This is a genomic window from Winogradskyella maritima (assembly GCF_042650215.1).
GTDB lineage: Bacteria > Bacteroidota > Bacteroidia > Flavobacteriales > Flavobacteriaceae > Winogradskyella > Winogradskyella maritima.
In genome coordinates, this window is sequence record NZ_JBHSAT010000021.1 from 47,057 (window position 1) to 68,144 (window position 21,088).

The window sequence follows — 21,088 nt, forward strand, 5'->3', positions numbered from 1 at the left end:
CTATGAGTTATACGATTCAGATTTCAAAAGTAAAAGAGTCTAAAGTCAAAGATTTGGACTTCAATAATATCCCATTGGGAACCACATTCACGGACCACATGTTTATCTGCGATTATGAAAACGGCAAATGGACAAATCCTAGAATTGAACCATTAACGCCTATACCAACACATCCTGCATCAATGGCATTACACTACGGCCAGGCAATTTTTGAAGGCATGAAAGCCTACAAGGATATGGATAGCACGCCAATGTTATTTCGTCCTGAAGAAAACGCCAAGCGCCTAAATAAGAGTGCAGATAGAATGGGTATGCCTCATGTTCCTGAAGATTTGTTTGTAGAAGGTTTAAAAGAATTAGTGGCGTTAGAACAAAACTGGATTCCACCACAACAAGGCAGTGCTTTGTATCTAAGACCTTTTATGTATGCTGATGAACCTTTTATAGGTATGCGCGCTGCAACGCACTATAAGTTTATCATCATGGCGTCTCCGGCTGGTCCATTTTTTAGCAAGCGCATTAAATTATGGGCGGAGAAGCAATTCATTAGAGCGGCCGAAGGCGGTACTGGAGAAGCAAAAGCCGCGGGGAATTACGCGGCGGCAATTCGTCCTACGGAACTGGCAAAAGCCAAAGGCTACGATCAGGTGTTGTGGTTAGATGCAGCAGAACATAAGTATATTCAAGAAGTTGGCACGATGAATATTTTCTTCAAAATTAATGGGGAATTTATTACCCCAGAATTGGATGGCTCGGTGCTTCATGGTATTACAAGGGCAAGCGTTATTCAAATGCTTGGAGCTATGAATTATATAGTTACAGAACGAAAAATTACTATTGATGAAATTAAAGAAGCCTCAGAAAACGGAACTTTAGAAGAAGCATTTGGAACAGGAACAGCTGTTGGTATAGCTTATATTAAAGAGATAGGTTTGGAAGAAGAAACCATACATGTGTCCGACGAGTCCCCGGTAGGATTGGAAGTCAACGATACATTGAATGCCATTAAAACCGGCCAGTTAGAAGACCAGTTTAATTGGATGACGCGTGTAGAACGAGAATTAGCATAATGAACAAAGACATACTAAAAAAGGGATTTTCAAAATTGTGTACGGCCAAAGCGATGACGGAGCTGTACGAGGAAAATTTCAAACAAGTTTCAAAATACGTTCATGCCACATCGCGCGGCCATGAAGCGATTCAAGTGGCATTAGGATTGCAGTTGCTGCCTCAAGACTACGCATTTCCATACTACAGGGATGATGCTATGTTATTGTCTTTTGGTTTAGAGCCCTATGACTTAATGTTACAACTCTTAGCCAAAAAATCCGATCCGTTTTCGGGCGGAAGAACATACTATTCGCATCCAAGTCTTAAGGATGACGATAAGCCTAAAATCCCACATCAATCCTCGGCCACAGGTATGCAAGCCATACCCGCAACCGGAGTTGCGATGGGCTTGAAATACAAAGAATTACTTTCCGAAGGAAAGAATCCCGCATTTGATGTTCCCCCTCTGGGGGCTAGGGGGATTTCAGTCTGTTCTTTAGGCGACGCCTCAGTCACCGAAGGTGAAATCGCAGAAGCTTTTCAAATGGCTGCGCTGAAGCAAATGCCTATTTTGTATTTGGTACAAGACAACGGTTGGGATATTTCAGCCAATGAAGCAGAAACAAGGGCCCAAAATGCTTATGAATACGCACAAGGATTCCATGGATTAGAGGCCGTTTCAATTGATGGTGCAAACTTTACAGAGAGTTACGAGACTTTAGAAAAGGTTATTGCAACGATAAGAGCTGAGCGTCGACCATTTTTGGTTCACGCTAAAGTGCCTTTACTGAATCACCATACATCTGGTGTTCGGATGGAATGGTATAGAGATGATTTGGAAGAAGCTAGAAGTCGAGATCCATATCCCGTATTGAAACAGCAATTAGCTGACGCTGGAATTTCTTCAAACGAAATCGAAAAAATTGAAAACGATGTTAAAAACAAAGTTGCGTCTGATTTTCAACGCGCGTTAAAAGAGGAAGACCCTAAGCCTGAAGATTTATTTACCCATGACTTTGCACCAACCCCAATAACCGAAGAAAAAGGCACACGCGCGCCCGAAGGTGCAGAAAAAGTGGTAATGGTAGACTGTGCTCTGTTTGCTGTTGAAGAATTAATGCGAGAGCATAAAGAGTGCCTGTTATACGGACAAGATGTTGGCGGGCGATTAGGTGGCGTGTTTAGAGAAGCAGCAACCTTGGCTCAAAAATTTGGAGACGACCGTGTGTTCAATACACCAATCCAGGAAGCATTTATTGTTGGGTCGACTGTTGGTATGTCAGCTGTTGGTCTTAAGCCTATCGTTGAGGTGCAATTTGCCGATTACATCTGGCCAGGACTGAATCAACTATTTACCGAAGTGAGTCGTAGTTGTTACCTCTCTAACGGTAAATGGCCAGTGAGTATGATACTTAGAGTACCAATTGGAGCTTACGGGAGTGGAGGGCCATATCATTCTTCTTCTGTTGAGAGTATCGTAACCAACATCCGCGGTATTAAAATTGCCTACCCAAGTAACGGAGCCGACCTTAAAGGCTTAATGAAGGCAGCATACCATGACCCTAATCCGGTTGTGATTTTAGAGCATAAAGGGTTATACTGGTCTAAGGTGCCTGGGACGCAAGGCGCCACTTCGGTAGAACCAAGCGAAGATTATATATTACCTTTCGGGAAAGCTTGGGTACTTCAGGAAATTTGGAAGCAAGAGGCTGTGGAAACCTTAACAATTGTGACCTATGGTATGGGCGTTCATTGGGCCTATAATGCGTCGGGTGAACTAGATATGCGTAACCAGATTGAAATTATCGATTTACGTACATTGTATCCGCTAGATGAAGACACTATCATGAACTCTGTTAAGAAAACAGGAAAGTGCTTGGTGGTGACCGAAGAACCTTCAAACAATAGTTTTGCGAGGGCTTTAGCTGGAAAAATTCAGGAAGATTGTTTTAAATATTTAGATGCTCCAGTGATGACTATTGGAAGTGAAAACATGCCGGCCATTCCATTAAATTCCACCTTGGAGCAGACTATGATTCCTTCCGCTGAAAAGGTGAAAGTTAAAATTGAAGAGTTGTTGGGCTACTGATTTTCTTCTGAAGTGAGTTAATAAATGCGGGAAACGGGATAAACTCCAAGCATACTTGATTGTTATTTTGTGAGCATAATTAAAAATCAACAATCATGAAAAAAGTTTTATTTGTATCGTTTTTAGCGCTGGCTATTTCATTCTCTGTAACCTCATGTAGAGATCAGGAAAAAACGGAAACCGAAAAAACAATCGAAGAAATGGAAGCAGCAGGAGCTGAAGTAAAAGTGAAGCGAGATGGTGACGAGACCAAAATAAAGATGGAAACAGAGGATAAAGAAGTTAAAATCAAAACCGAAGACGGTGAGACGAATATCAAAACCGAAACGGACAACTAAGATTTTCCAATTTCACAAAAATTTAGACAGCATTCTTAACTTAAGGATGCTGTTTTTTTATGCCCAAGATTTAAGATATGGTAACCCTTTTGATTTTACGTATATTAGAAATCAGAAATACCAACTAAATGCTTACAAAAAAACGCTACTCGGTCAAGGACATGGTACTTTGGACGAGAAAAGAAACTTTTTTCTACCTCTTTTATGCGGGAGTAATTACCGTCTTGTATAAAGTATTCGGCTTTACCTTTTTAAATGTACCATGGACACCTGTAGCATTAATTGGTACAGCTGTGGCCTTTATGATTGGGTTTCAGAATAACTCGGCTTATGGACGTATTTGGGAAGCGCGAAAGATCTGGGGCGCCATTGTAAATACCTCAAGGACTTGGGGCATGAAAGTGCAGGATATGGTTTCCAATGCCCATGCGCCGAATCCAGTCAGTGAATCCGTTATAAAAGAAGAAAAACGAATTTTAGTCTATCGCCATGTGGCTTGGATGACCGCTTTGCGCTATGCCATGCGGACGAGAAAATCCTGGGAAACCCAACATACGTCGCAAACTAACAGGGAATGGAGAGATATGATTCATATACCTGAAGAAGTATCTAGTCTAGACGACAATCTTAAACTGTATTTATCGGATGAAGAACGCCACTACGTTATGAGCAAACCTAACAAACAAACCGCTTTGTTGTACTTACAATCTGCACATATAAGAAAACTAAAAGACGTTGGTTTAATCTGGGAATTTGCGTTTTTGGAACTTGAAAATGTGCTTGAAGAACTGTTTACACACCAAGGAAAATCAGAACGTATTAAGAATTTCCCCTATCCTAGACAATACGCCAGTTTGAGTTTGTACCTCACGCGTGTATTTGCGTTGTTGTTGCCCTTCGGCCTTATTCCAGAATTTGCGGATATTGGTCAATCGATGACGGATAGCTTTTTCCTTATTGGAAAGTATTTTATTTGGGTGGCCGTGCCTTTTTGTGCGGTTGTGTCTTGGGCATTTCATACCATGGAGCGAATGGCCAGAGTAGGAGAGAATCCGTTTGAGGGCACCTCTAATGATGTTCCTATCTCAACCATTTCGAGAGGTATAGAAATTGATATGCGTCAAATGCTGGATGAAGATGAATCTATTATTCCGAGCCAGTTTCCTGAAGAGAAACACGTACAGATGTAAATTATCCTAATCGAGTGTATACTCAGAAAGTGGTTTGGTAAACTTTTCAGGATTTGCCGCTAAATGATAGCGAGGGTCATCGATATCTTCAACAATGACTTCTTCAAACTTCGGACTTGCTTTTCTCAGTAAAATTTTGCAGTCTGTGCTAAGGTGTTTTAATTTGATGGATTTTCCAGCTTCTTCGTACTTATTCACCAAATTAAATATAGCTTCAAGGGCAGAATGATCACTGACACGAGATTCCACAAAGTCGATTTCAACCTTATCCGGATCATTCTTTACATCAAATTTCGAATTGAAATTCTGAATAGAGCCAAAGAACAATGGCCCCCAAATTTCGTAAGTTTTAGTTCCGTCTAGTTGAATGCGTTTTCTAGCGCGAATCATAGTAGCATTCTTCCAAGCGAATACTAAAGCGGAAATAATCACGCCAGCTATTACTGCAACTGCTAAATCCTTCCAAACGGTAATGGCAGAAACGGCAATTAAAACGATCGCGTCTGATAATGGAATCTTTCTAATAATCCTGAAACTAGACCAGGCGAACGTCCCTATAACTACCATAAACATCACGCCGACTAAGGCCGCAATTGGGATTTGTTCAATTAAGGGCGCACCAAATAATACAAAACATAGTAAAGCAATTGCTGCTACTGCGCCAGACAAACGACCACGACCGCCAGAATCGACGTTGATGATGGATTGACCAATCATGGCACACCCACCCATACCGCCGAAAAGACCGTTGACAATATTTGCGCCACCTTGGGCGATGCATTCACGGTTTCCGTTACCTCTGGTTTCGGTAATTTCGTCTACAAGGTTGAGGGTCATCAAGGATTCAATAAGACCTACCGCCGCTAAAATGAACGCTGTAGAAAGAATGGTGTCCCAATGGCCTTGGAGCGTTCCAAACAACCCAAAGATCTGATCTTGAAATGTAGGGAGGCTACCTTGCAGTCCTTCGCCACCACCATCTTTAATAAAAGAACCGACGGTGCTCACGTCTAATTTTCCGAGTATAGTAATGGCCGCAACAACAATAATTGCCGTTAGTGCCGCTGGGATTTTCTTGGTCAATTTTGGGAGTCCAAACATAATGGCCATGGTTAGTCCGATTAGTCCTAGCATCGTCCAAAGTGCAGTGCCTGTCATGTACACATTTTCACCATTGACGTTTTCCTTAAAAAGACCTAGTTGAGATAAGAAAATTACAATCGCTAAACCATTGACAAAGCCCATCATTACTGGATGAGGGATCAATCGGACGAATTTTCCCAGTTTAAAAACGCCAGCTAATATCTGGATACCACCAACAAACAAAAGCGTAATAAATAACCATTGTAAGCCTAAATTTTCAATAGGAGCATCTAATGTTGCACCGACTTCATTTCCCTTGCTAATTAAATGCACCATGACTACAGCCATTGCACCGGTTGCTCCAGAAATCATTCCAGGTCGACCACCAAAAAGCGCAGTGATGATACCCATCATAAACGCACCGTAAAGACCAACCAGCGGGTCAATCCCCGCAACAAAAGCAAAGGCAACAGCCTCAGGAACTAAAGCCAACGCAACGGTTAATCCTGAAAGGATGTCGTTTTTTGGATTCTGTGTAAAGTTTTTTCTAGTCGTTTGTCCTAATATCATGAGTCTATGGCTTTAAAAGGCGGCAAAGATAAACTTTTACAGTTAAGGCTTTTAAATACTGCTCATAAAAAAAAGACATCACTTAGGATGTCTTTTTTTTATGTTATAAACAGAACTTATTTTGTCACTTCTGGCGGATATTGCGTCATCATTTCAGAAACAAATTCATTAATTCGAGCTTCTTTCTTTTCCATGTTTCTAGTCACCAAGTAACCAGTACCACTACCTTGCCAAATCAATTCTTTCTTCTTGGCATCGATTAAATCGATGAATAAAACGCCTTCTGTTCTTGTGGAGACTTGATTTCCACCACCCCAGCCTGGTCCAAAACCGCCCCAGCCCCAAGGACCGAAACCACCCCAGCCCCAACCGCCAACGCCCCAAGCGTTGTTGTAGATATCTACACGCTGATTAGACTTGGTGAAAATGCTTACGAGCATATCTGGATTTTCAGATTTTGTAAAGCCTTTAGCCATCATTTCAGATTCTATAGCTCTTAGGATACGACGTTTATCGATGTCGTTAATTTCTGCTTTGTCAATGCCTGGTTTAAAGAAGGCAAATGTTTTGTATTCATTGAAGTTGGTTTCTTTGTCATAGTCGGACGCAACGCGAACAGAGCTACAAGACACTAAAGTCACCAAAACCAATGCAATCGGTAGATAGTTTAAAATTCTTTTCATAGCGTATTATTTATAAAGTTAGTCCAATAATTTATCGTCAACTAAATTCGGTAATGTTACTTTTAAGTTTGGCTCTGCTTCCATGGCGCGTTTTATGGCAAAAACAGCACCTTCGTTTCTCGCCCAACTACGTCTAGAAATTCCGTTGTTGACATCCCAAAAAAGCATTGATTTTAAGCGCTTTTCTGCTTCAATAGTACCATCAAGAATCATGCCGAAACCACCATTAATCACTTCGCCCCAACCGACGCCACCACCATTATGAATACTAACCCAGGTTGCTCCTCTAAAACTGTCTCCAATCACGTTATGGATGGCCATATCTGCTGTAAAACGTGAACCGTCGTAAATATTACTAGTTTCTCGGTAAGGTGAATCGGTACCGGAAACATCGTGATGGTCCCGACCTAATATCACATGTCCAATATCGCCATTTTTGATAGCATCGTTGAACGCTTTTGCAATTTTTAGGCGTCCTTCCGCATCAGCGTAGAGAATTCTGGCTTGAGAACCAACAACAAGTTTGTTCTCTCGAGCACCTTTAATCCATTGAATGTTATCCGCCATTTGTTGCTGAATCTCTTCTGGTGCATGTTGCATCATATCTTCAAGAACGTCACAAGCTATCTGGTCGGTTTTTTCTAAATCTTCAGTTTTCCCTGAAGCACAAACCCATCGGAAAGGTCCAAATCCGTAATCAAAACACATAGGGCCCATAATATCCTGGACGTAACTCGCATACTTAAAATCGACACCGTTGTCCGCCATGATGTTTGCTCCTGCTCGTGAAGCCTCTAGTAGAAAAGCATTGCCGTAATCAAAAAAGTAGGTGCCTTTCGCCGTATGGTTATTGATAGCTTCCGCATGTCGTCTCAGTGTTTTCTGAACTTCTTTTTTGAAGGCTTCAGGATTAGAACTCATGAGTTCGTTGCTTTCTTCAAACGACAATCCAACAGGATAATAGCCACCTGCCCAAGGATTGTGAAGCGACGTCTGGTCACTGCCTAAATCGATATGAATATTGGCCTCATCAAACTTTTCCCAGACATCAACCACGTTTCCTAAATAGGCAATGGAAACGGTTTCGGAGTTTGATTGTGCCTTTTTAACACGAGTCACCAATGTATCTAAATCTGAAATCTTTTCGTTAATCCAGCCTTGGTCCAGACGTATTTGGGTAATCTTAGGATTGACTTCCGCACAAACCGTTATACAACCAGCAATATTTCCTGCTTTGGGTTGAGCGCCACTCATACCACCCAAGCCAGAAGTCACAAATAGCCCGCCTTTTGGTGATTTCTTAATTTTTCGAAAACCATTTAATACCGTAATAGTTGTGCCATGAACGATACCTTGGGGGCCAATATACATATAGCTTCCTGCCGTCATCTGCCCATATTGTGTCACGCCTAGCGCATTAAATTTCTCCCAATCATCGGGTTGTGAATAGTTGGGAATCATCATACCATTGGTCACTACGACTCGCGGGGCATTTTTGTGAGAAGGGAATAGCCCCATTGGATGGCCAGAATACATCACCAGGGTTTGCTCTTCAGTCATTTCGCTGAGATATTGCATGGTTAGCAGATACTGCGCCCAATTTTGAAACACGGCCCCATTACCACCGTATGTAATCAACTCATGTGGGTGTTGTGCCACTGCAGGGTCCAGATTATTCTGAATCATCAACATTATCCCCGAAGCTTGTTTAGTTTTTGCAGGATACTCGTCAATGGGTCTGGCGTACATCTCGTATTCAGGTCGAAAGCGATACATGTAGATACGACCGTAGGTTTCTAACTCAGCCTTAAATTCTGGCAATAAGGTTTCATGATGCTTTTTATCAAAATACCGTAACGCATTTCTTAGTGCGAGTTTTTGCTCCTCTGTATTGAGTATGGCCTTTCGTTTAGGTGCATGGTTTACCGAATGGTCGTAAGACTTTATTTGTGGTAAAACATCTGGAATGCCTTGAGCTATTTCTGTTTTAAAATCGAGTAGTGCAACGGCCATATTATTTTTTAACTGTATTGGTCTTTTTATCGTATCCATAGGGGCAATGTCTGCAACCACTCTCACAACAATAGCCACGTTTTAAGTGGTATTGCTCGGTAAAACAGCGGTAGCCTTCCGGCGTTAAATAATAATCGCCGTCTTCAATGGGGACATATTTTTTCATTCCTTTCCCTAGCCCTTTCCGAAGGAAAGAGAACACGTTTTTTCTTCTATTAAGAATTATCTTTTATCATTGATTTGAATAAAAACAATTCGTGATAATAGCAAAGATAATGTAATTTGCAATGATAGTTTAAGCGATGAATTTGTGATTTTAGTTTCAAAATATTTAGTGCCCAAAGGCTATTCCGGGCTGACGCTTTTTCCTTTTATTCTTTTGAAGGAACGGCGTTTGAAGACCGATAAACGATTTATAAATCACGAACGCATCCACCTTAGACAACAGCTTGAATTGCTCATCGCTCCATTTTACCTCATTTATGGTATAGAATTTTTGATTCGACTTATAAAATTGAAGAACTGGCATTTGGCGTATCGTGCCATTTCGTTTGAACGCGAAGCCTACAGTAATGACAATAATCTCGACTATTTAAAGCGTCGGCCATTTTGGAATTTTATCCATTATTTTTGAAGCGCATATGGATGAACAGATTATTTCTCGGATTGAAGAAATCCATCATGGATTGGATACCGATGCGCGACTTTTCATTAAGCGCGAAGACGAAATCCATCCATTTATCTCGGGTAACAAATACCGAAAGTTAAAGTATAATCTTATCCAAGCCAAGCGCGAAAACCATGATACCTTATTGACGTTTGGCGGTGCATTTTCAAACCACATTTCAGCCGTTGCTTTTGCCGGAAAAGAACAGGGCTTCAAAACTATTGGAGTCATTCGTGGAGAGGAACTTCAAACTAAAATAGAATCCAATCCTACGTTGAGATTTGCTCAAGATTGTGGAATGCAATTTCATTTTGTCTCGCGTGAGGACTATCGGAAGAAGGAAGAGCAAGGTTTTATTAAAACTCTAAAATTAAAATTCGGAAACTTTTATCTCATTCCCGAAGGTGGCACAAATCACCTGGCTGTTAAAGGCTGTTCGGAACTACTGAATGCTGGCGACGCTGATTTCGATTATATCTGCTGTTCGGTGGGGACGGCAGGAACAATTTCTGGTATCATCAATGCAAGTTTAGACCATCAAACAGTCATCGGATTTTCAGCCTTAAAAGGCGATTTTTTAAGGGAAGATATTCGTAAATTCGCATCGAAAAATAAATGGCATTTAAACACCGATTTTCACTTTGGTGGTTATGCGAGAGTTTCGGATGGTTTGGTGGATTTTATAAATCAATTCAAATTAAAAATGAATATTTCGCTAGACCCTATTTATACAGGAAAGTTGGTTTATGGCGTTATGGAACTGTTAGAGCAGGGTTATTTCAAACCAAAATCAAAAATTTTAATGATTCATACAGGCGGTTTGCAAGGTATAAAAGGCATGAATGTTGTATTGAATAAGAAAGGGAAAACGCTTATCACGGTTTAATATGAAGAAGAATTTTACGGCAATATTGGTTTTGCTTTTAATGTTTAGTTGTGGCTCAAAAAAAGGAGTGGTGATTAAGAAAAAACGTGCAGGTAATCAGGTTGAGGTCGTCTCAAAACCTATAGAATCAGAGCCTGTAAAACCTGAAGCGGTAGAAGCAAAACCTGTTGAAGCGCCGTCAAATTTAAGTAGAACAGAGTTGTATGTGTTCAACTATGCCGACATAGCCATGGAGGAGATGCGTAGCTCTAAGATTCCGGCGAGCATCACCTTAGCTCAGGGTATTTTAGAATCGGGTTCTGGTCAAGGGCGATTAGCGACTAAAGCCAATAACCATTTCGGGATAAAGTGTCACGGATGGTCAGGCAAAAAAATCTACCACGATGACGACCGCAAACAAGAATGTTTTAGAAGTTACAGAGATGCATCGACGAGTTTTAGAGACCATTCGGAATTTTTAACAGGACGTTCGCGCTATGCAAGTTTATTCGATTTAGCACCCGATGACTACAAGCGGTGGGCAAAAGGTTTAAAAGCGGCAGGTTATGCCACAGACCCTAGATATCCCAAAAAATTGATTGACCTCATTGAGCGCTATGAACTTTATAAATTTGATAATATGGTTTTGGGTAAACGCCGATTAGGAATGGGTAAGTCGCCCGAAATAAAATTATATCACAAAGTGGAACAAGGTGACACCTTGTATTCATTGTCGAAACGCTATGGGCTAACTGTGAATCAGCTAAAGACCCTAAATAATTTAGAATCCAATGACTTGTCCGTAGGGCAGTTATTGACGATCAAGTCCAATTAATTTATGTTATACCAAAGAAGTAGTGCCTTATTTAAAGAGGCGCAAGAGGTTATTCCTGGTGGTGTTAATTCGCCGGTACGTGCCTTTAAAGCGGTAGGAGGAACGCCCATTTTCGCGAAATCAGCCAAAGGCGCTTATGTTTATGACGAAGATGGCAATCGGTTTATAGATTATATCAACTCATGGGGCCCAATGTTGTTAGGCCATGCCTATCCACCTGTTGTGGAAGCGGTTGTTGAAAAAACAAAGTCTGGAACCTCTTTCGGGATGCCAACAGCTATTGAAACTGAGATAGCAGAATTAGCGGTTTCAATGGTGCCAAATATTGATAAGATCCGGTTTGTCAATTCAGGAACGGAAGCCTGCATGAGTGCCGTAAGATTGGCACGCGGTTACACCGGAAAAGATAAAATCATAAAATTCGCGGGTTGTTATCATGGTCATAGCGATTCTTTTTTAATTGCTGCAGGAAGTGGTGCAGTGACCTTTGGTACACCAAATAGCCCAGGAGTGACGCAAGGCACAGCTAAGGATACCTTGCTGGCCAAATACAATAATCTTGAAAACGTAAAGGAACTGATTGAAGCTAATGAAGAAAACTTAGCCGCAATCATTGTTGAGCCTGTTGCTGGTAATATGGGTTGTATACCCCCGGTTGAAGGCTTTTTGGAAGGCTTAAGAACACTATGTGATGCAAATAATATGCTGTTGATTTTTGATGAAGTCATGACCGGATTCCGATTGGCCAAAGGCGGTGTGCAAGAATTAAAAGGTGTTGATGCAGATATCGTTTGCTTTGGGAAGGTTGTTGGTGGTGGTTTGCCCGTTGGTGCTTTTGCAGCGCGAAACGCCATTATGAATCATCTAGCGCCCCAGGGTCCGGTTTATCAAGCTGGGACTTTAAGTGGTAATCCGTTGGCTATGGCTGCGGGATTGGCTATGCTGAAATCCATTAATTCAGATCAAGACTTATTCAAAAGACTAGACGACAAAACGAAGTATTTGCACAAAGGTATTGCGGAGGCCTTAAACAGATATGGGATTACGCATACCATCAACAGAATTGGTTCCATGATTTCGGTACATTTTCATGAAGATTCCGTTATTGATTTTGATACAGCCGCTAATGGTAATAACGATCAGTTTAAGCGGTTTTTCCACAGCATGCTTAAGCAAGGGATTTATATTGCGCCAAGTGCCTTTGAAACATGGTTTATCACTGATGCACTAAGCTATGAGGATTTAGACGAAACGATAAAAGCAGTTGAAGTGTTCGCCAAATCTGAAGCATAAAAAAAGCGCCATCGGCGCTTTTTTATTTAAGGTCTTAACCTTTATTTTCCTTTTTATGGCCACGGCGTTTCATACCGCGTTTAGCCATCATCTTTTCATAGCGTGCATATTGCACTTTGTCTAAAATGGATTTCATTTTTTGCTTAAGGGCAATTTGTGCATCCAACATACTGTTACGCATTGCCATACGTTCTTCGTTGGTTGGCTTACGGTCTTTTTTCATAGCGTCTCTTGTGGCCTTGCCAGCTTTGTAATGCTCCGCTAATGTCGCTTCAACTTTTTGCTGTTGATCGGCAGATAGGTCTAATTGCAAAGTCATACGCTTAGACTCTAGTGTCGCTCTTTCCTCAGGCGTTAGATTTTGATCGGTGATGCCACGTTCTTTTTTGAATTCATCCCATGTTTTACGTTTCTCTTGTGCGGTAACGGAAAGGGTGCAAAATGCAATAGCCAGTACGATTAATTTTTTCATGTGTTTTTGATTTAATGTTCATTGCTAAGACTAGCAATGTTTAAAAGCGTTTAAATGTAATTATTTTTTTAACAAAAGATTAGTGTTGTGGCTGACTTTTTAAAAAGTTTTGGGTAGTCTCATAAATTGGTTTCTGTTCTATTTTAGCAACAAAATAGCTGTAAAAACTAATTTCAAAAATATCTGAATTTTTATTTGAGGATACAGTCATAAGTTCATTTAAGTTATGCTTAATTTCTTCTTTATAACCAAAGTTTACTTTGTTCAATTTTTCAAGAAGTTTTAGAAAGTGACGTAAGTTGGTGTTTTCTGTACGAGATAAATCAGCCTTAAATTTGCGTTTAAAGCTTTTTAATCTTGAACTAAAAATGTCATCTTCATCTAATTCGTGATAAAGGAATAATTCGGTTAGATTTTTCTTCATGACCCAATCTACGCCAGCTTTAGATATGTACCAATCATCAGTATGAAACAGTTTTGATGAAATGGTTCTAGCCATGTCGTAATTTTCAATCTGCATATAAATCATAAATCTGCATAATTCAAGATCGAGATAAGCCTCCTTATCATGTTGGTTTATACCATGAACTGAATTAATCTCTGCAATAGCTTTATCGGCCTGTCCAGAAAAATGATAGTTTAGGGCTTTGATGAGTGTGCTTTTTAGAATGAATTCTTTTTCAAACTCTTTCTTGTTTTTCATCATTAGGCCTTCCATTTTATTTATGAAATCTAGAGATTTTTCGAACTTAAAGTTTCTGAACAACACATTTGCGACAATGTAAAGGCAGTTAATTTGATAAAATAACTGCTTATTTATTTCAGGTTTTGACTCAATTATATCATAGGTCTTAAGTGCAAAAGATTCAACACTTAAATAATCATTAGTGACGAATGCAGATATGTTGAAAAGCGATAATAATTGATACAGCGATTTAAATGAAAGACTTTCGTTTAATGAAAGTTGATTTGTGTGGAGTGAATTTTGAATGAGGCTCTGAACGTCAATAATTTCGCCTTCTTTTCGTGATTTATTCAGGCTAATTTGAACTTGAGCATAGACTAAATTGAGAGCGTCTTCTTGTTGGTGTTTTTTGCTATTGCTTTTTTGTTTTTCTATAAGTTCTACTATATCAATGCTGGGATTGCCATAGGCATATTGAATTTTTGTGTGATAGATTTCGTTTAATATAGGGTAGAGCAGGTGTGATTGAGCTAATTCCTCAGCTTTATCTAAGATGTAGTAGGCTGTTTTAAATTCCTTTTGTAGCAAAAAGGTGCGAGCCGCGAGTAAATACTTTATGATTTGAATATCCACAGAATTTTCGCCTTGTAGGCTTTTATTGGCTTTAAAGTCAATCAATGATGAAAACAAACGCTTTCTCAGGGCATGATAGGCATTGACTTTATGGTTTCCGTATAGTTTGTCAGTGATTTGTTTTGACTTGAGATCTGTCTCATGAAGCAGTTTAAATAAGCTAACATTTTTAGTGTCTCCTCGCTTATTCTTTTTGGTAACAAAGCTTATAAAATCGGCCTTGTCTTGTGGGGAAAACGCTTTTATAATATGTCTTAATGCTATCATTTAGTCGTCAGTAAAATTCAGTATTTATCAATAAATATAATTATTAAGATATAATTGATATTAATTATATCGTCAGTTTTATTAAAAATTTGATTTTAAGACATCCGTTTTTTGTTAGAGTTTTGACATATAAATCAATGCGTTATGAAAGCCAAAGATTTGAAAATTATTGGAATCTGTTTGTGTGTTTTGGGTGTATCTCAAATACATGAGATTAATGGATTAGTTATGGAGATTTTTCAGAATAAGTTCAATTTGTTTTGTAGCAATTTAGAAGCAAAGCAAAATCCATTTGGGTTTTGATAAATCGGAAGCAATTAAATACAACGTTTTTCATTACCGCTGGAATCTCTGTAGTTGTTTTCATCTATCTGGTGTTTTTGGGTTACGATGAAATAAAAACATTTAAGGATGTTATAAAGATCATTTTTTCGATTTTGTTTCCTATACCTATGTTGTTGTTTGTGCGCAGTATCCTAATAGACAATTTTATTCCAGAAAATTCTGATGAATACAAAAAGAAAAATCAAAAACCCGCAACCTTATTATTGGCAGTTTCATTGATTTTAATGTTGCTATTGTTGCAGTTAATGGAATTGGCTATTGGTGAGCTCGAGGATCACCTCATTATTGCCCATCTTCTCAATTCTACAATAATCAGTTCTTATGTCCTTAATTATATCGTTTACAACAATCTAAAAGTTAAAGGAGCCTTAAGTGGTATCCTAATGGCCTTAGCCATTCACGTATTTTTTTAATCCTAAATAATTAGATTATGAATCCATTAAAAATGTCAGAAAATCAGCCCAATTCTTTTAAGAGAGAGGTTCTTTTTAATTTTCAAACTGTCATCATTACGGCGTTGTTGGCCATCACTGCTATTGCTTTTTTTACCTATAATGACTTAACCGTTGTAAAAGGGATTAAAGTGATTTTTGCACCGTTCTTGTCAGTGGTTCCTTTACTTTTTGTGCTATCAGTCCTTCGTGATTTGCGGAAGGGATTCATAGAAGGTGATTATACTAAAGATACTATCGTAAAATTTGCAATTATCACTGTTATAATATCAGCAGTGTTTACTGGCTTGACCTATTTTTTATCTCAAATCGATGCTCTTGAAATACTGCTGGCGGCCATCATGGCTATTTTAAGTGTCGTCTATTTTTTGAGGAGCAAAATAAAAGATATTCTAGGGATGTCTATAGTTACAGGCATTGCTGAAGGTATTATCATCTACATGATTTTCTTCTTTTAAATTGAAGCGCTATTAACAGACCAGCCAATAAATTTCTATCTTGTAAATAAATCTGGCTTTATGGCATATTGGTGGTCTACAATCGGTTTGGTGCTCGCAATTTATGTGGGCATTAGTATTGCCTTGTATTACCTTCAGGATTATATGCTGTTTAAGCCTGAAAAACTTCCGAAAGACTTTCAGTTTAACTACGAAAATCAGGAATTTAAGGAATATAATCTCGAAACCCGTGATGGTGCAACGATTAACGGCGTGCTTTTTAAACCGAAAGGAAAGCCAAAGGGCACGGTGTTGTATCTCAAGGGCAATTCAAAAAGTATCAAGGGTTGGGGTAAATTTGCCGTAGACTTTACCCGTTTGGGTTACAATGTGCTTATGGGCGATTATCGTGGCTTTGGAAAGAGTACAGGCAAACGCTCCCAGAAAGCCATTAAGCGCGATCTACAAGTGATTTACAACAAGATGAAGGAACTCACGCCCGAAGAAAACATAATAGTTTATGGTAGGTCTCTGGGCTCGGGCTTTGCGGCTAAATTAGCGTCCACCAACAATCCCAGATTACTGATTTTAGACGCGCCCTATTACAGTTTAACCAAGGTTACGGTGCGCTATATGCCGTTTATGCCCTTGTCTGTTTTAATGAAATATCCTTTGCCAACGTACAAATGGTTAAAGTATGTGCAGTGTCCAATTCATATTATCCATGGCACTAAGGATAGGCTGATTCCATTTAAATCTAGTGTAAAATTGGCGCAGGTGAATCCTAAATTGACCAAGTTGCATGCCGTTCTTGGAGGTGGCCATAAAAACCTTAATAATTTTGAATCGTACCACAAAATGCTTCAAGACATATTGGAATCTGAAGTTAAAGACATAGATCTATCTACAACGAGTATTAACGTCATCCACAGTGCGAAGAAATCGAAATAAACGAATAAAAAAGACGCTCGGGATATTACTTGGGCTTTATGTTATGGTAGGAAGTTTACTTTATTTTCTTCAAGAACAATTAATTTTTTTGCCAACAACTTTGGAAGAGGATTTTGAATATCAGTTTCAAACACCTTTTGAAGAGCTTTGGTTGACTGCAGAAGATGGTGCAAGATTAAATGGTGTTCATTTTAAATCTGAAACCAAAAAAGGCGTCATTCTTTATTTTCATGGAAATGCGGGAGATTTATCCCGTTGGGGAGCGGTTGTAGAGCCATTTACAAACTATGGTTACGATGTTGTAGTTATGGATTATCGTACTTATGGAAAGAGTAGCGGTGTGCTTAGCGAAAAAAATCTCTATGAAGACGCCCAACTGTTTTATGACTATGTTTCCAATGTATTTCCTGCCGAAAATATTATCATTTATGGTCGGTCGTTAGGAACAGGAATTGCCTCTCATTTGGCGAGTAAAAATCCCGCAAAACAACTAATTCTAGAAACGCCTTATACCAGTATTACAGATGTGGCAAAGCATCGCTTTCCGATGTTTCCGGTAAAATCGTTATTAAAATATCACTTTCCTACGAACGAAAATTTAAAACATGTCCATGTGCCAATCACAATATTTCACGGCACGGATGATAGTGTTGTGCCTTATAAATTTGGGAAGCAATTAAAAGATAGTTTTCCTAATAAAATTAAGCTTATAACCATTGAAAATGGCGAGCATAATAACTTGGTTGAGTTTGAAGGTTACAAAAATGGCATAGACGCTTTACTATCTAAAGCGCTGTAAATTTTAGATGTTTCCTTTAGTTTTATTTATCTGTTCATCAATAGGCACAAAGCAGGGCATAATCATCTGCAAATTTCTTTAAGTTGCTTTTGTGCTTGGGGAAATAGTCACCATTATCGATATTACTCAATATCTTAGGGCATTTTTTAAACACGCGTTTTGCGGCCCGTTTAAAGGCTTTATGACTGTTGTAATTTAGAAAATAGGTTGGGCTATCGTAGACTGGCAATTCGGTAGTTTGAAAAAACACCAATTGGTGTGGTGCGTAATAGTTATCCCAAACTACAGACCCGAAAAGACGGGCTTTATCATTTTTATAGAGTAACGTGTTTAAGCCATCGGCAACGCCACCACGCATTTTTCTTAAATGAAATATTTTGACAGTATCAATTTTAAACGATGCCTTCGCACGTTCATTGTTAGCCTTAATCGAATCTCTTTGTGATTTGCTGAATACAAGGTTTATTAAATCGTTTGACGATTTTTCTTCATATAACTCAACGTATTTAACTTGTAATACAGACCAATCCTTGGTTTTAGGTTCAGTGGGTTTGGATTCGGAAAAGACTATTGATTTATAACCTGTAGGATTCGGAAAACCATAACCATGACCAATACTGTCCTTAAGTGTTATGTACTTTAATGGCACAAATGATTCACTAGATTGCTCCTTATATAAAACCCGACTACCAAATTGAGCGCCTGCTAGGTTCGTAGAACATATAAAACTTAGAACAAGTATGATTTTATTCATCTCATCAATTTTTGATTTAAAAATAGAAATTTATTCGGTAGATGATAATATTAAATAAAAAAGGCTTCAAATTGAATTGAAGCCTTTTAAAAATTATATAATTAATGCTTAGTCATTCGGGTTGAGAATGTTGTCTACACGCTCTAACAAATCTTGATTGTGAATACGCGTCATTTGGTTTCCGGCACGACCAGAACGCAATGAACTACGTAATGATTTTAATTCAGCACGTACAATAGCTCTAATGTCAGACTGGCTCACATTAACCTGTGTGCCTCCGAAGAAACGTCTAAACTGTGCAGGAATTGTTGGTTGCTCATTAGTCATTAAATATTCCATACGCTCAACGTAAGCACGCTGTAAATTACGTCTGTATATATCTGTGCTTCGACCAGAACGTAATTCGCTAAACAGACCTTGACGTAAATCTTTCATCATGTCATAAAGTTTGTATGCTTCATTGCCGTTAGTAGTTTCATTTTCTAGCATACGTTGCATACGACCAAAATCCAATAAGTTGTTTAAAGTTCTAACTTGAGTACCTCTTATACGCTCAATGCTTCCGGCGCTTTCAAACTTATTTAAGATGTTTTCGTCTAACATCCACTCAGGCGTTTCAAACAACTGCTCGTGCAAGAACATGTGTGCTTTTTTCTGATGGTCTTTAGGAACGTGAGTATATACCGCACCGTCTTGGTCGTAAGCTTTATAGATTTCATAAACACCACCAACATTTGCAGCAACGTGTCCCATATATCTATTGAATTGACCTAATACCTGACCGTACATAGTTTGTAGATCACTGTAGTTTTTACCATCTTCCGCCGTCCATTCAATTAAGTTAGGAACGATACGCTTTAGATTTTTAATACCATAATCTGAAGCCAATACAGCATCGTCACCTAAATCCTCAGTTTGCGAGCTTGGATCGATAACACCAAATTGCTGACGTCCGAAACGATACATTGGGTCACCTGCTTTTTCTAAAATCCATTTATCTAATGTGGCTTTTTCGTCTTCAGCATTTTTAGCGTCTAGAATTGGACGATAACCCCATTTTATGGCATACTTATCGTAAGGGCCAATATTTGGCATTAAAGCCACACCTTCGTCACCTGGTTGCGCCACGTAGTTGAAACGAGCGTAATCCATAATGGAAGGCGCGGTTCCGTATTTTTGCGTGAATTCGGCATCACGTAACTTTTCAACAGGATAAGCAACACTAGATCCCATATTGTGTGGTAAACCTAAAGTGTGTCCTACCTCATGCGCTGATACAAAACGAATCAAACGTCCCATAACTTCATCCTTAAAGGCAACACCACGCGCATCTGGGTTGATAGCTGCTGTTTGAATAAAGAACCAGTTACGTAACAAAGTCATTACGTTGTGATACCAGTTGATATCCGATTCCAAAATTTCTCCAGAACGAGGATCACTTACGTGAGGTCCATTGGCGTTTGGGATTGGAGAAGCTAAATAGCGTACTACAGAATAGCGTGCATCTTCAGGACTCCAATCTGGATCTTCTTCAACCGTTGGAGGTTCTGCTGCTATAATAGCGTTCTTGAAACCTGCTGCCTCAAAGGCCACTTGCCAATCTTCAATACCTTGCTTAATGTATTTCTTCCACTGGTCTGGCGTAGCTCTATCAACGTAATAAACGATTGGTTTTTTAGGCTCAACCAATTCACCACGCTTAAATTTAGCGATATCTTCATCTTTAACTTCTAATCTCCAACGATCTAGATATGTTAAACGCTTGCTTTCTTGAGCGTCTAAACCGTAATCTGTTGTACCGCTTGTAAACCATCCAACGCGCTGATCAAAATAGCGACGTTGCATAGGCACTTTAGGTAATAATATCATGGAGTTGTTGATTTCCAAGGTAATTGCTCCTGTGTTTGAATTTGAAGGTGGACGACCCGCAGCATAAGTCTTTACGTGTCTCGCTTCAATATTAGTTGGAAAAGACTTTAAGCTTTCGATGTATGAAAGACTTGGATCTACTCTAGTAATTCTGTACTGTTGACGTCTTCCTTGTGGAAAACCGAAAGGCTTTACATCCTTGTTGTACAAATCGGTAACATCAATCACTGTTTTTGTAGAATCTTTACTAAATGCTTTGATTGGGAACGTAGCAATGACGGGTTCAAAATTAGAATTAACAACAGCCTCATGCACGGGCAAAGAATCTGCGGCAACCACTTGGTGAGACACCATTCTTAACAAGATTTTTTTGTCTTTCTTTTGCCATCTTAGCACTTGCTCACTTAATTTTCCGCCTCCAAAACCGAGTCCGGCGGCAGTTTTAGCAATACGCGTTACCATAAGCATTTCGCGTTCAAAAAGAGAATCTGGAATTTCATAGAAATACTTCTCGTCGATTTTATGAACATCGAAAAGCCCATTGTCAGTGACGGCTTTCTTGGTGACGACCTTATCGTAAGGTTGAATATCGTTTTTACCTGGTTTTTTGGCAGGTGGTTTGGCCATCGCTGTGGCACCAGATTTAGACTTTGATGCCTTCTTGGTTGTAGCACAAGAAAACACAAAAAATGCGGAAACTACTAGGAGTAGTCGGATAGTTAGGTGTTTCAAAATGAGTTAGTTTTAA

General features: G+C 39.3%; 20 protein-coding genes. 12 read left to right on the forward strand and 8 right to left on the reverse strand.

The genetic code is table 11. The features are described 5' to 3' along the window. Positions 1-2: 2 nt before the first annotated feature. The 4 genes from ACFOSX_RS11740 (at position 3) to ACFOSX_RS11755 (ending at position 4,667) form a co-directional block, all read left to right on the forward strand. A complete protein-coding gene (locus ACFOSX_RS11740) occupies positions 3-1,070 on the forward strand; it encodes a branched-chain amino acid aminotransferase (RefSeq protein WP_386101202.1) in 1,068 nt (355 codons plus the stop codon). Continuing rightward, positions 1,070-3,139: an alpha-ketoacid dehydrogenase subunit alpha/beta gene (locus ACFOSX_RS11745; protein WP_386101205.1), complete on the forward strand. Its 2,070-nt coding sequence runs from the start codon at positions 1,070-1,072 to the stop codon at positions 3,137-3,139. Before ACFOSX_RS11740 ends, ACFOSX_RS11745 begins: the two co-directional genes overlap by 1 nt. Positions 3,140-3,234: 95 nt before the next feature. Beyond that, positions 3,235-3,477 (forward strand): hypothetical protein, encoded by a 243-nt coding sequence (locus ACFOSX_RS11750; RefSeq protein WP_386101208.1) that lies wholly within the window; start codon positions 3,235-3,237, stop codon positions 3,475-3,477. 128 nt (positions 3,478-3,605) lie between these two features. Continuing rightward, positions 3,606-4,667 carry a bestrophin family protein gene (locus ACFOSX_RS11755; protein WP_386101211.1) on the forward strand — a complete coding sequence of 354 codons (1,062 nt, stop codon included), beginning with the start codon at positions 3,606-3,608 and terminating at the stop codon, positions 4,665-4,667. Between the two features lie 6 nt (positions 4,668-4,673). Here ACFOSX_RS11755 and ACFOSX_RS11760 read toward each other — a convergent pair whose 3' ends face one another. The 4 genes from ACFOSX_RS11760 to ACFOSX_RS11775 all read right to left on the reverse strand — a co-directional run bounded on the left by ACFOSX_RS11760 (position 4,674) and on the right by ACFOSX_RS11775 (position 9,182). Beyond that, on the reverse strand, positions 4,674-6,320 hold the full coding sequence (locus ACFOSX_RS11760; protein ID WP_386101214.1) for a SulP family inorganic anion transporter: 1,647 nt from the start codon (positions 6,318-6,320) through the stop codon (positions 4,674-4,676). A 116-nt stretch (positions 6,321-6,436) separates the two neighbouring features. Then, complete coding sequence (locus ACFOSX_RS11765; protein WP_386101217.1) at positions 6,437-7,003, reverse strand: DUF4136 domain-containing protein; 567 nt, start codon at positions 7,001-7,003, stop codon at positions 6,437-6,439. 18 nt (positions 7,004-7,021) lie between these two features. Continuing rightward, positions 7,022-9,016 (reverse strand): urocanate hydratase, encoded by a 1,995-nt coding sequence (locus ACFOSX_RS11770; protein ID WP_386101319.1) that lies wholly within the window; start codon positions 9,014-9,016, stop codon positions 7,022-7,024. A gap of 1 nt (position 9,017) precedes the next feature. Next, positions 9,018-9,182, reverse strand: coding sequence for a DUF5522 domain-containing protein (locus ACFOSX_RS11775; RefSeq protein WP_386101220.1), 165 nt, complete (start codon positions 9,180-9,182; stop codon positions 9,018-9,020). 144 nt (positions 9,183-9,326) lie between these two features. Here ACFOSX_RS11775 and ACFOSX_RS11780 point away from each other — a divergent pair, with 144 nt between their 5' ends. From ACFOSX_RS11780 to hemL, 4 genes are read left to right on the forward strand one after another with little or no spacing between them, the layout of a single operon-like run. After that, positions 9,327-9,650 (forward strand): hypothetical protein, encoded by a 324-nt coding sequence (locus tag ACFOSX_RS11780; RefSeq protein ID WP_386101223.1) that lies wholly within the window; start codon positions 9,327-9,329, stop codon positions 9,648-9,650. 7 nt (positions 9,651-9,657) lie between these two features. Next, positions 9,658-10,569 carry a 1-aminocyclopropane-1-carboxylate deaminase/D-cysteine desulfhydrase gene (locus ACFOSX_RS11785; RefSeq protein ID WP_386101226.1) on the forward strand — a complete coding sequence of 304 codons (912 nt, stop codon included), beginning with the start codon at positions 9,658-9,660 and terminating at the stop codon, positions 10,567-10,569. A 1-nt stretch (position 10,570) separates the two neighbouring features. Then, a complete protein-coding gene (locus ACFOSX_RS11790) occupies positions 10,571-11,383 on the forward strand; it encodes a glucosaminidase domain-containing protein (protein WP_386101229.1) in 813 nt (270 codons plus the stop codon). 3 nt (positions 11,384-11,386) lie between these two features. Continuing rightward, on the forward strand, positions 11,387-12,676 hold the full coding sequence (hemL, locus tag ACFOSX_RS11795; RefSeq protein WP_386101232.1) for a glutamate-1-semialdehyde 2,1-aminomutase: 1,290 nt from the start codon (positions 11,387-11,389) through the stop codon (positions 12,674-12,676). Positions 12,677-12,710: 34 nt separating this feature from the next. On the opposite strand, the gene ACFOSX_RS11800 is transcribed toward hemL, so the two are convergent. Both ACFOSX_RS11800 and ACFOSX_RS11805 read right to left on the reverse strand, forming a co-directional pair. Beyond that, on the reverse strand, positions 12,711-13,148 hold the full coding sequence (locus ACFOSX_RS11800) for a hypothetical protein (RefSeq protein ID WP_386101235.1): 438 nt from the start codon (positions 13,146-13,148) through the stop codon (positions 12,711-12,713). Positions 13,149-13,227: 79 nt separating this feature from the next. After that, a complete protein-coding gene (locus ACFOSX_RS11805; RefSeq protein ID WP_386101238.1) occupies positions 13,228-14,733 on the reverse strand; it encodes a hypothetical protein in 1,506 nt (501 codons plus the stop codon). Between the two features lie 299 nt (positions 14,734-15,032). Here ACFOSX_RS11805 and ACFOSX_RS11810 point away from each other — a divergent pair, with 299 nt between their 5' ends. The 4 genes from ACFOSX_RS11810 (at position 15,033) to ACFOSX_RS11825 (ending at position 17,717) form a co-directional block, all read left to right on the forward strand. Beyond that, positions 15,033-15,491: a hypothetical protein gene (locus ACFOSX_RS11810; protein ID WP_386101241.1), complete on the forward strand. Its 459-nt coding sequence runs from the start codon at positions 15,033-15,035 to the stop codon at positions 15,489-15,491. 17 nt (positions 15,492-15,508) lie between these two features. Next, positions 15,509-15,988, forward strand: a complete 480-nt coding sequence (locus tag ACFOSX_RS11815) for a hypothetical protein (RefSeq protein WP_386101244.1) — start codon at positions 15,509-15,511, stop codon at positions 15,986-15,988. A 60-nt stretch (positions 15,989-16,048) separates the two neighbouring features. Next, complete coding sequence (locus ACFOSX_RS11820) at positions 16,049-16,918, forward strand: alpha/beta hydrolase (RefSeq protein ID WP_386101247.1); 870 nt, start codon at positions 16,049-16,051, stop codon at positions 16,916-16,918. A gap of 88 nt (positions 16,919-17,006) precedes the next feature. Continuing rightward, positions 17,007-17,717, forward strand: coding sequence for an alpha/beta hydrolase (locus ACFOSX_RS11825; RefSeq protein ID WP_386101250.1), 711 nt, complete (start codon positions 17,007-17,009; stop codon positions 17,715-17,717). Between the two features lie 37 nt (positions 17,718-17,754). Here ACFOSX_RS11825 and ACFOSX_RS11830 read toward each other — a convergent pair whose 3' ends face one another. Then, a complete protein-coding gene (locus ACFOSX_RS11830) occupies positions 17,755-18,471 on the reverse strand; it encodes a hypothetical protein (RefSeq protein WP_386101253.1) in 717 nt (238 codons plus the stop codon). Between the two features lie 108 nt (positions 18,472-18,579). Continuing rightward, positions 18,580-21,075: a zinc-dependent metalloprotease gene (locus ACFOSX_RS11835; protein ID WP_386101322.1), complete on the reverse strand. Its 2,496-nt coding sequence runs from the start codon at positions 21,073-21,075 to the stop codon at positions 18,580-18,582. Positions 21,076-21,088: the final 13 nt, after the last annotated feature.

Bases quoted from the DNA above. Each gene is read 5' to 3' on its own strand.
- ACFOSX_RS11740 (WP_386101202.1), top strand. From the start codon at position 3: ATGAGTTATACGATTCAGATTTCAAAAGTAAAAGAGTCTAAAGTCAAA.
- ACFOSX_RS11745 (WP_386101205.1), top strand. From the start codon at position 1,070: ATGAACAAAGACATACTAAAAAAGGGATTTTCAAAATTGTGTACGGCC.
- ACFOSX_RS11750 (WP_386101208.1), top strand. From the start codon at position 3,235: ATGAAAAAAGTTTTATTTGTATCGTTTTTAGCGCTGGCTATTTCATTC.
- ACFOSX_RS11755 (WP_386101211.1), top strand. From the start codon at position 3,606: ATGCTTACAAAAAAACGCTACTCGGTCAAGGACATGGTACTTTGGACG.
- ACFOSX_RS11760 (WP_386101214.1), bottom strand. From the start codon at position 6,320: ATGATATTAGGACAAACGACTAGAAAAAACTTTACACAGAATCCAAAA.
- ACFOSX_RS11765 (WP_386101217.1), bottom strand. From the start codon at position 7,003: ATGAAAAGAATTTTAAACTATCTACCGATTGCATTGGTTTTGGTGACT.
- ACFOSX_RS11770 (WP_386101319.1), bottom strand. From the start codon at position 9,016: ATGGCCGTTGCACTACTCGATTTTAAAACAGAAATAGCTCAAGGCATT.
- ACFOSX_RS11775 (WP_386101220.1), bottom strand. From the start codon at position 9,182: ATGAAAAAATATGTCCCCATTGAAGACGGCGATTATTATTTAACGCCG.
- ACFOSX_RS11785 (WP_386101226.1), top strand. From the start codon at position 9,658: ATGGATGAACAGATTATTTCTCGGATTGAAGAAATCCATCATGGATTG.
- ACFOSX_RS11790 (WP_386101229.1), top strand. From the start codon at position 10,571: ATGAAGAAGAATTTTACGGCAATATTGGTTTTGCTTTTAATGTTTAGT.
- hemL (WP_386101232.1), top strand. From the start codon at position 11,387: ATGTTATACCAAAGAAGTAGTGCCTTATTTAAAGAGGCGCAAGAGGTT.
- ACFOSX_RS11800 (WP_386101235.1), bottom strand. From the start codon at position 13,148: ATGAAAAAATTAATCGTACTGGCTATTGCATTTTGCACCCTTTCCGTT.
- ACFOSX_RS11805 (WP_386101238.1), bottom strand. From the start codon at position 14,733: ATGATAGCATTAAGACATATTATAAAAGCGTTTTCCCCACAAGACAAG.
- ACFOSX_RS11815 (WP_386101244.1), top strand. From the start codon at position 15,509: ATGAATCCATTAAAAATGTCAGAAAATCAGCCCAATTCTTTTAAGAGA.
- ACFOSX_RS11820 (WP_386101247.1), top strand. From the start codon at position 16,049: ATGGCATATTGGTGGTCTACAATCGGTTTGGTGCTCGCAATTTATGTG.
- ACFOSX_RS11830 (WP_386101253.1), bottom strand. From the start codon at position 18,471: ATGAATAAAATCATACTTGTTCTAAGTTTTATATGTTCTACGAACCTA.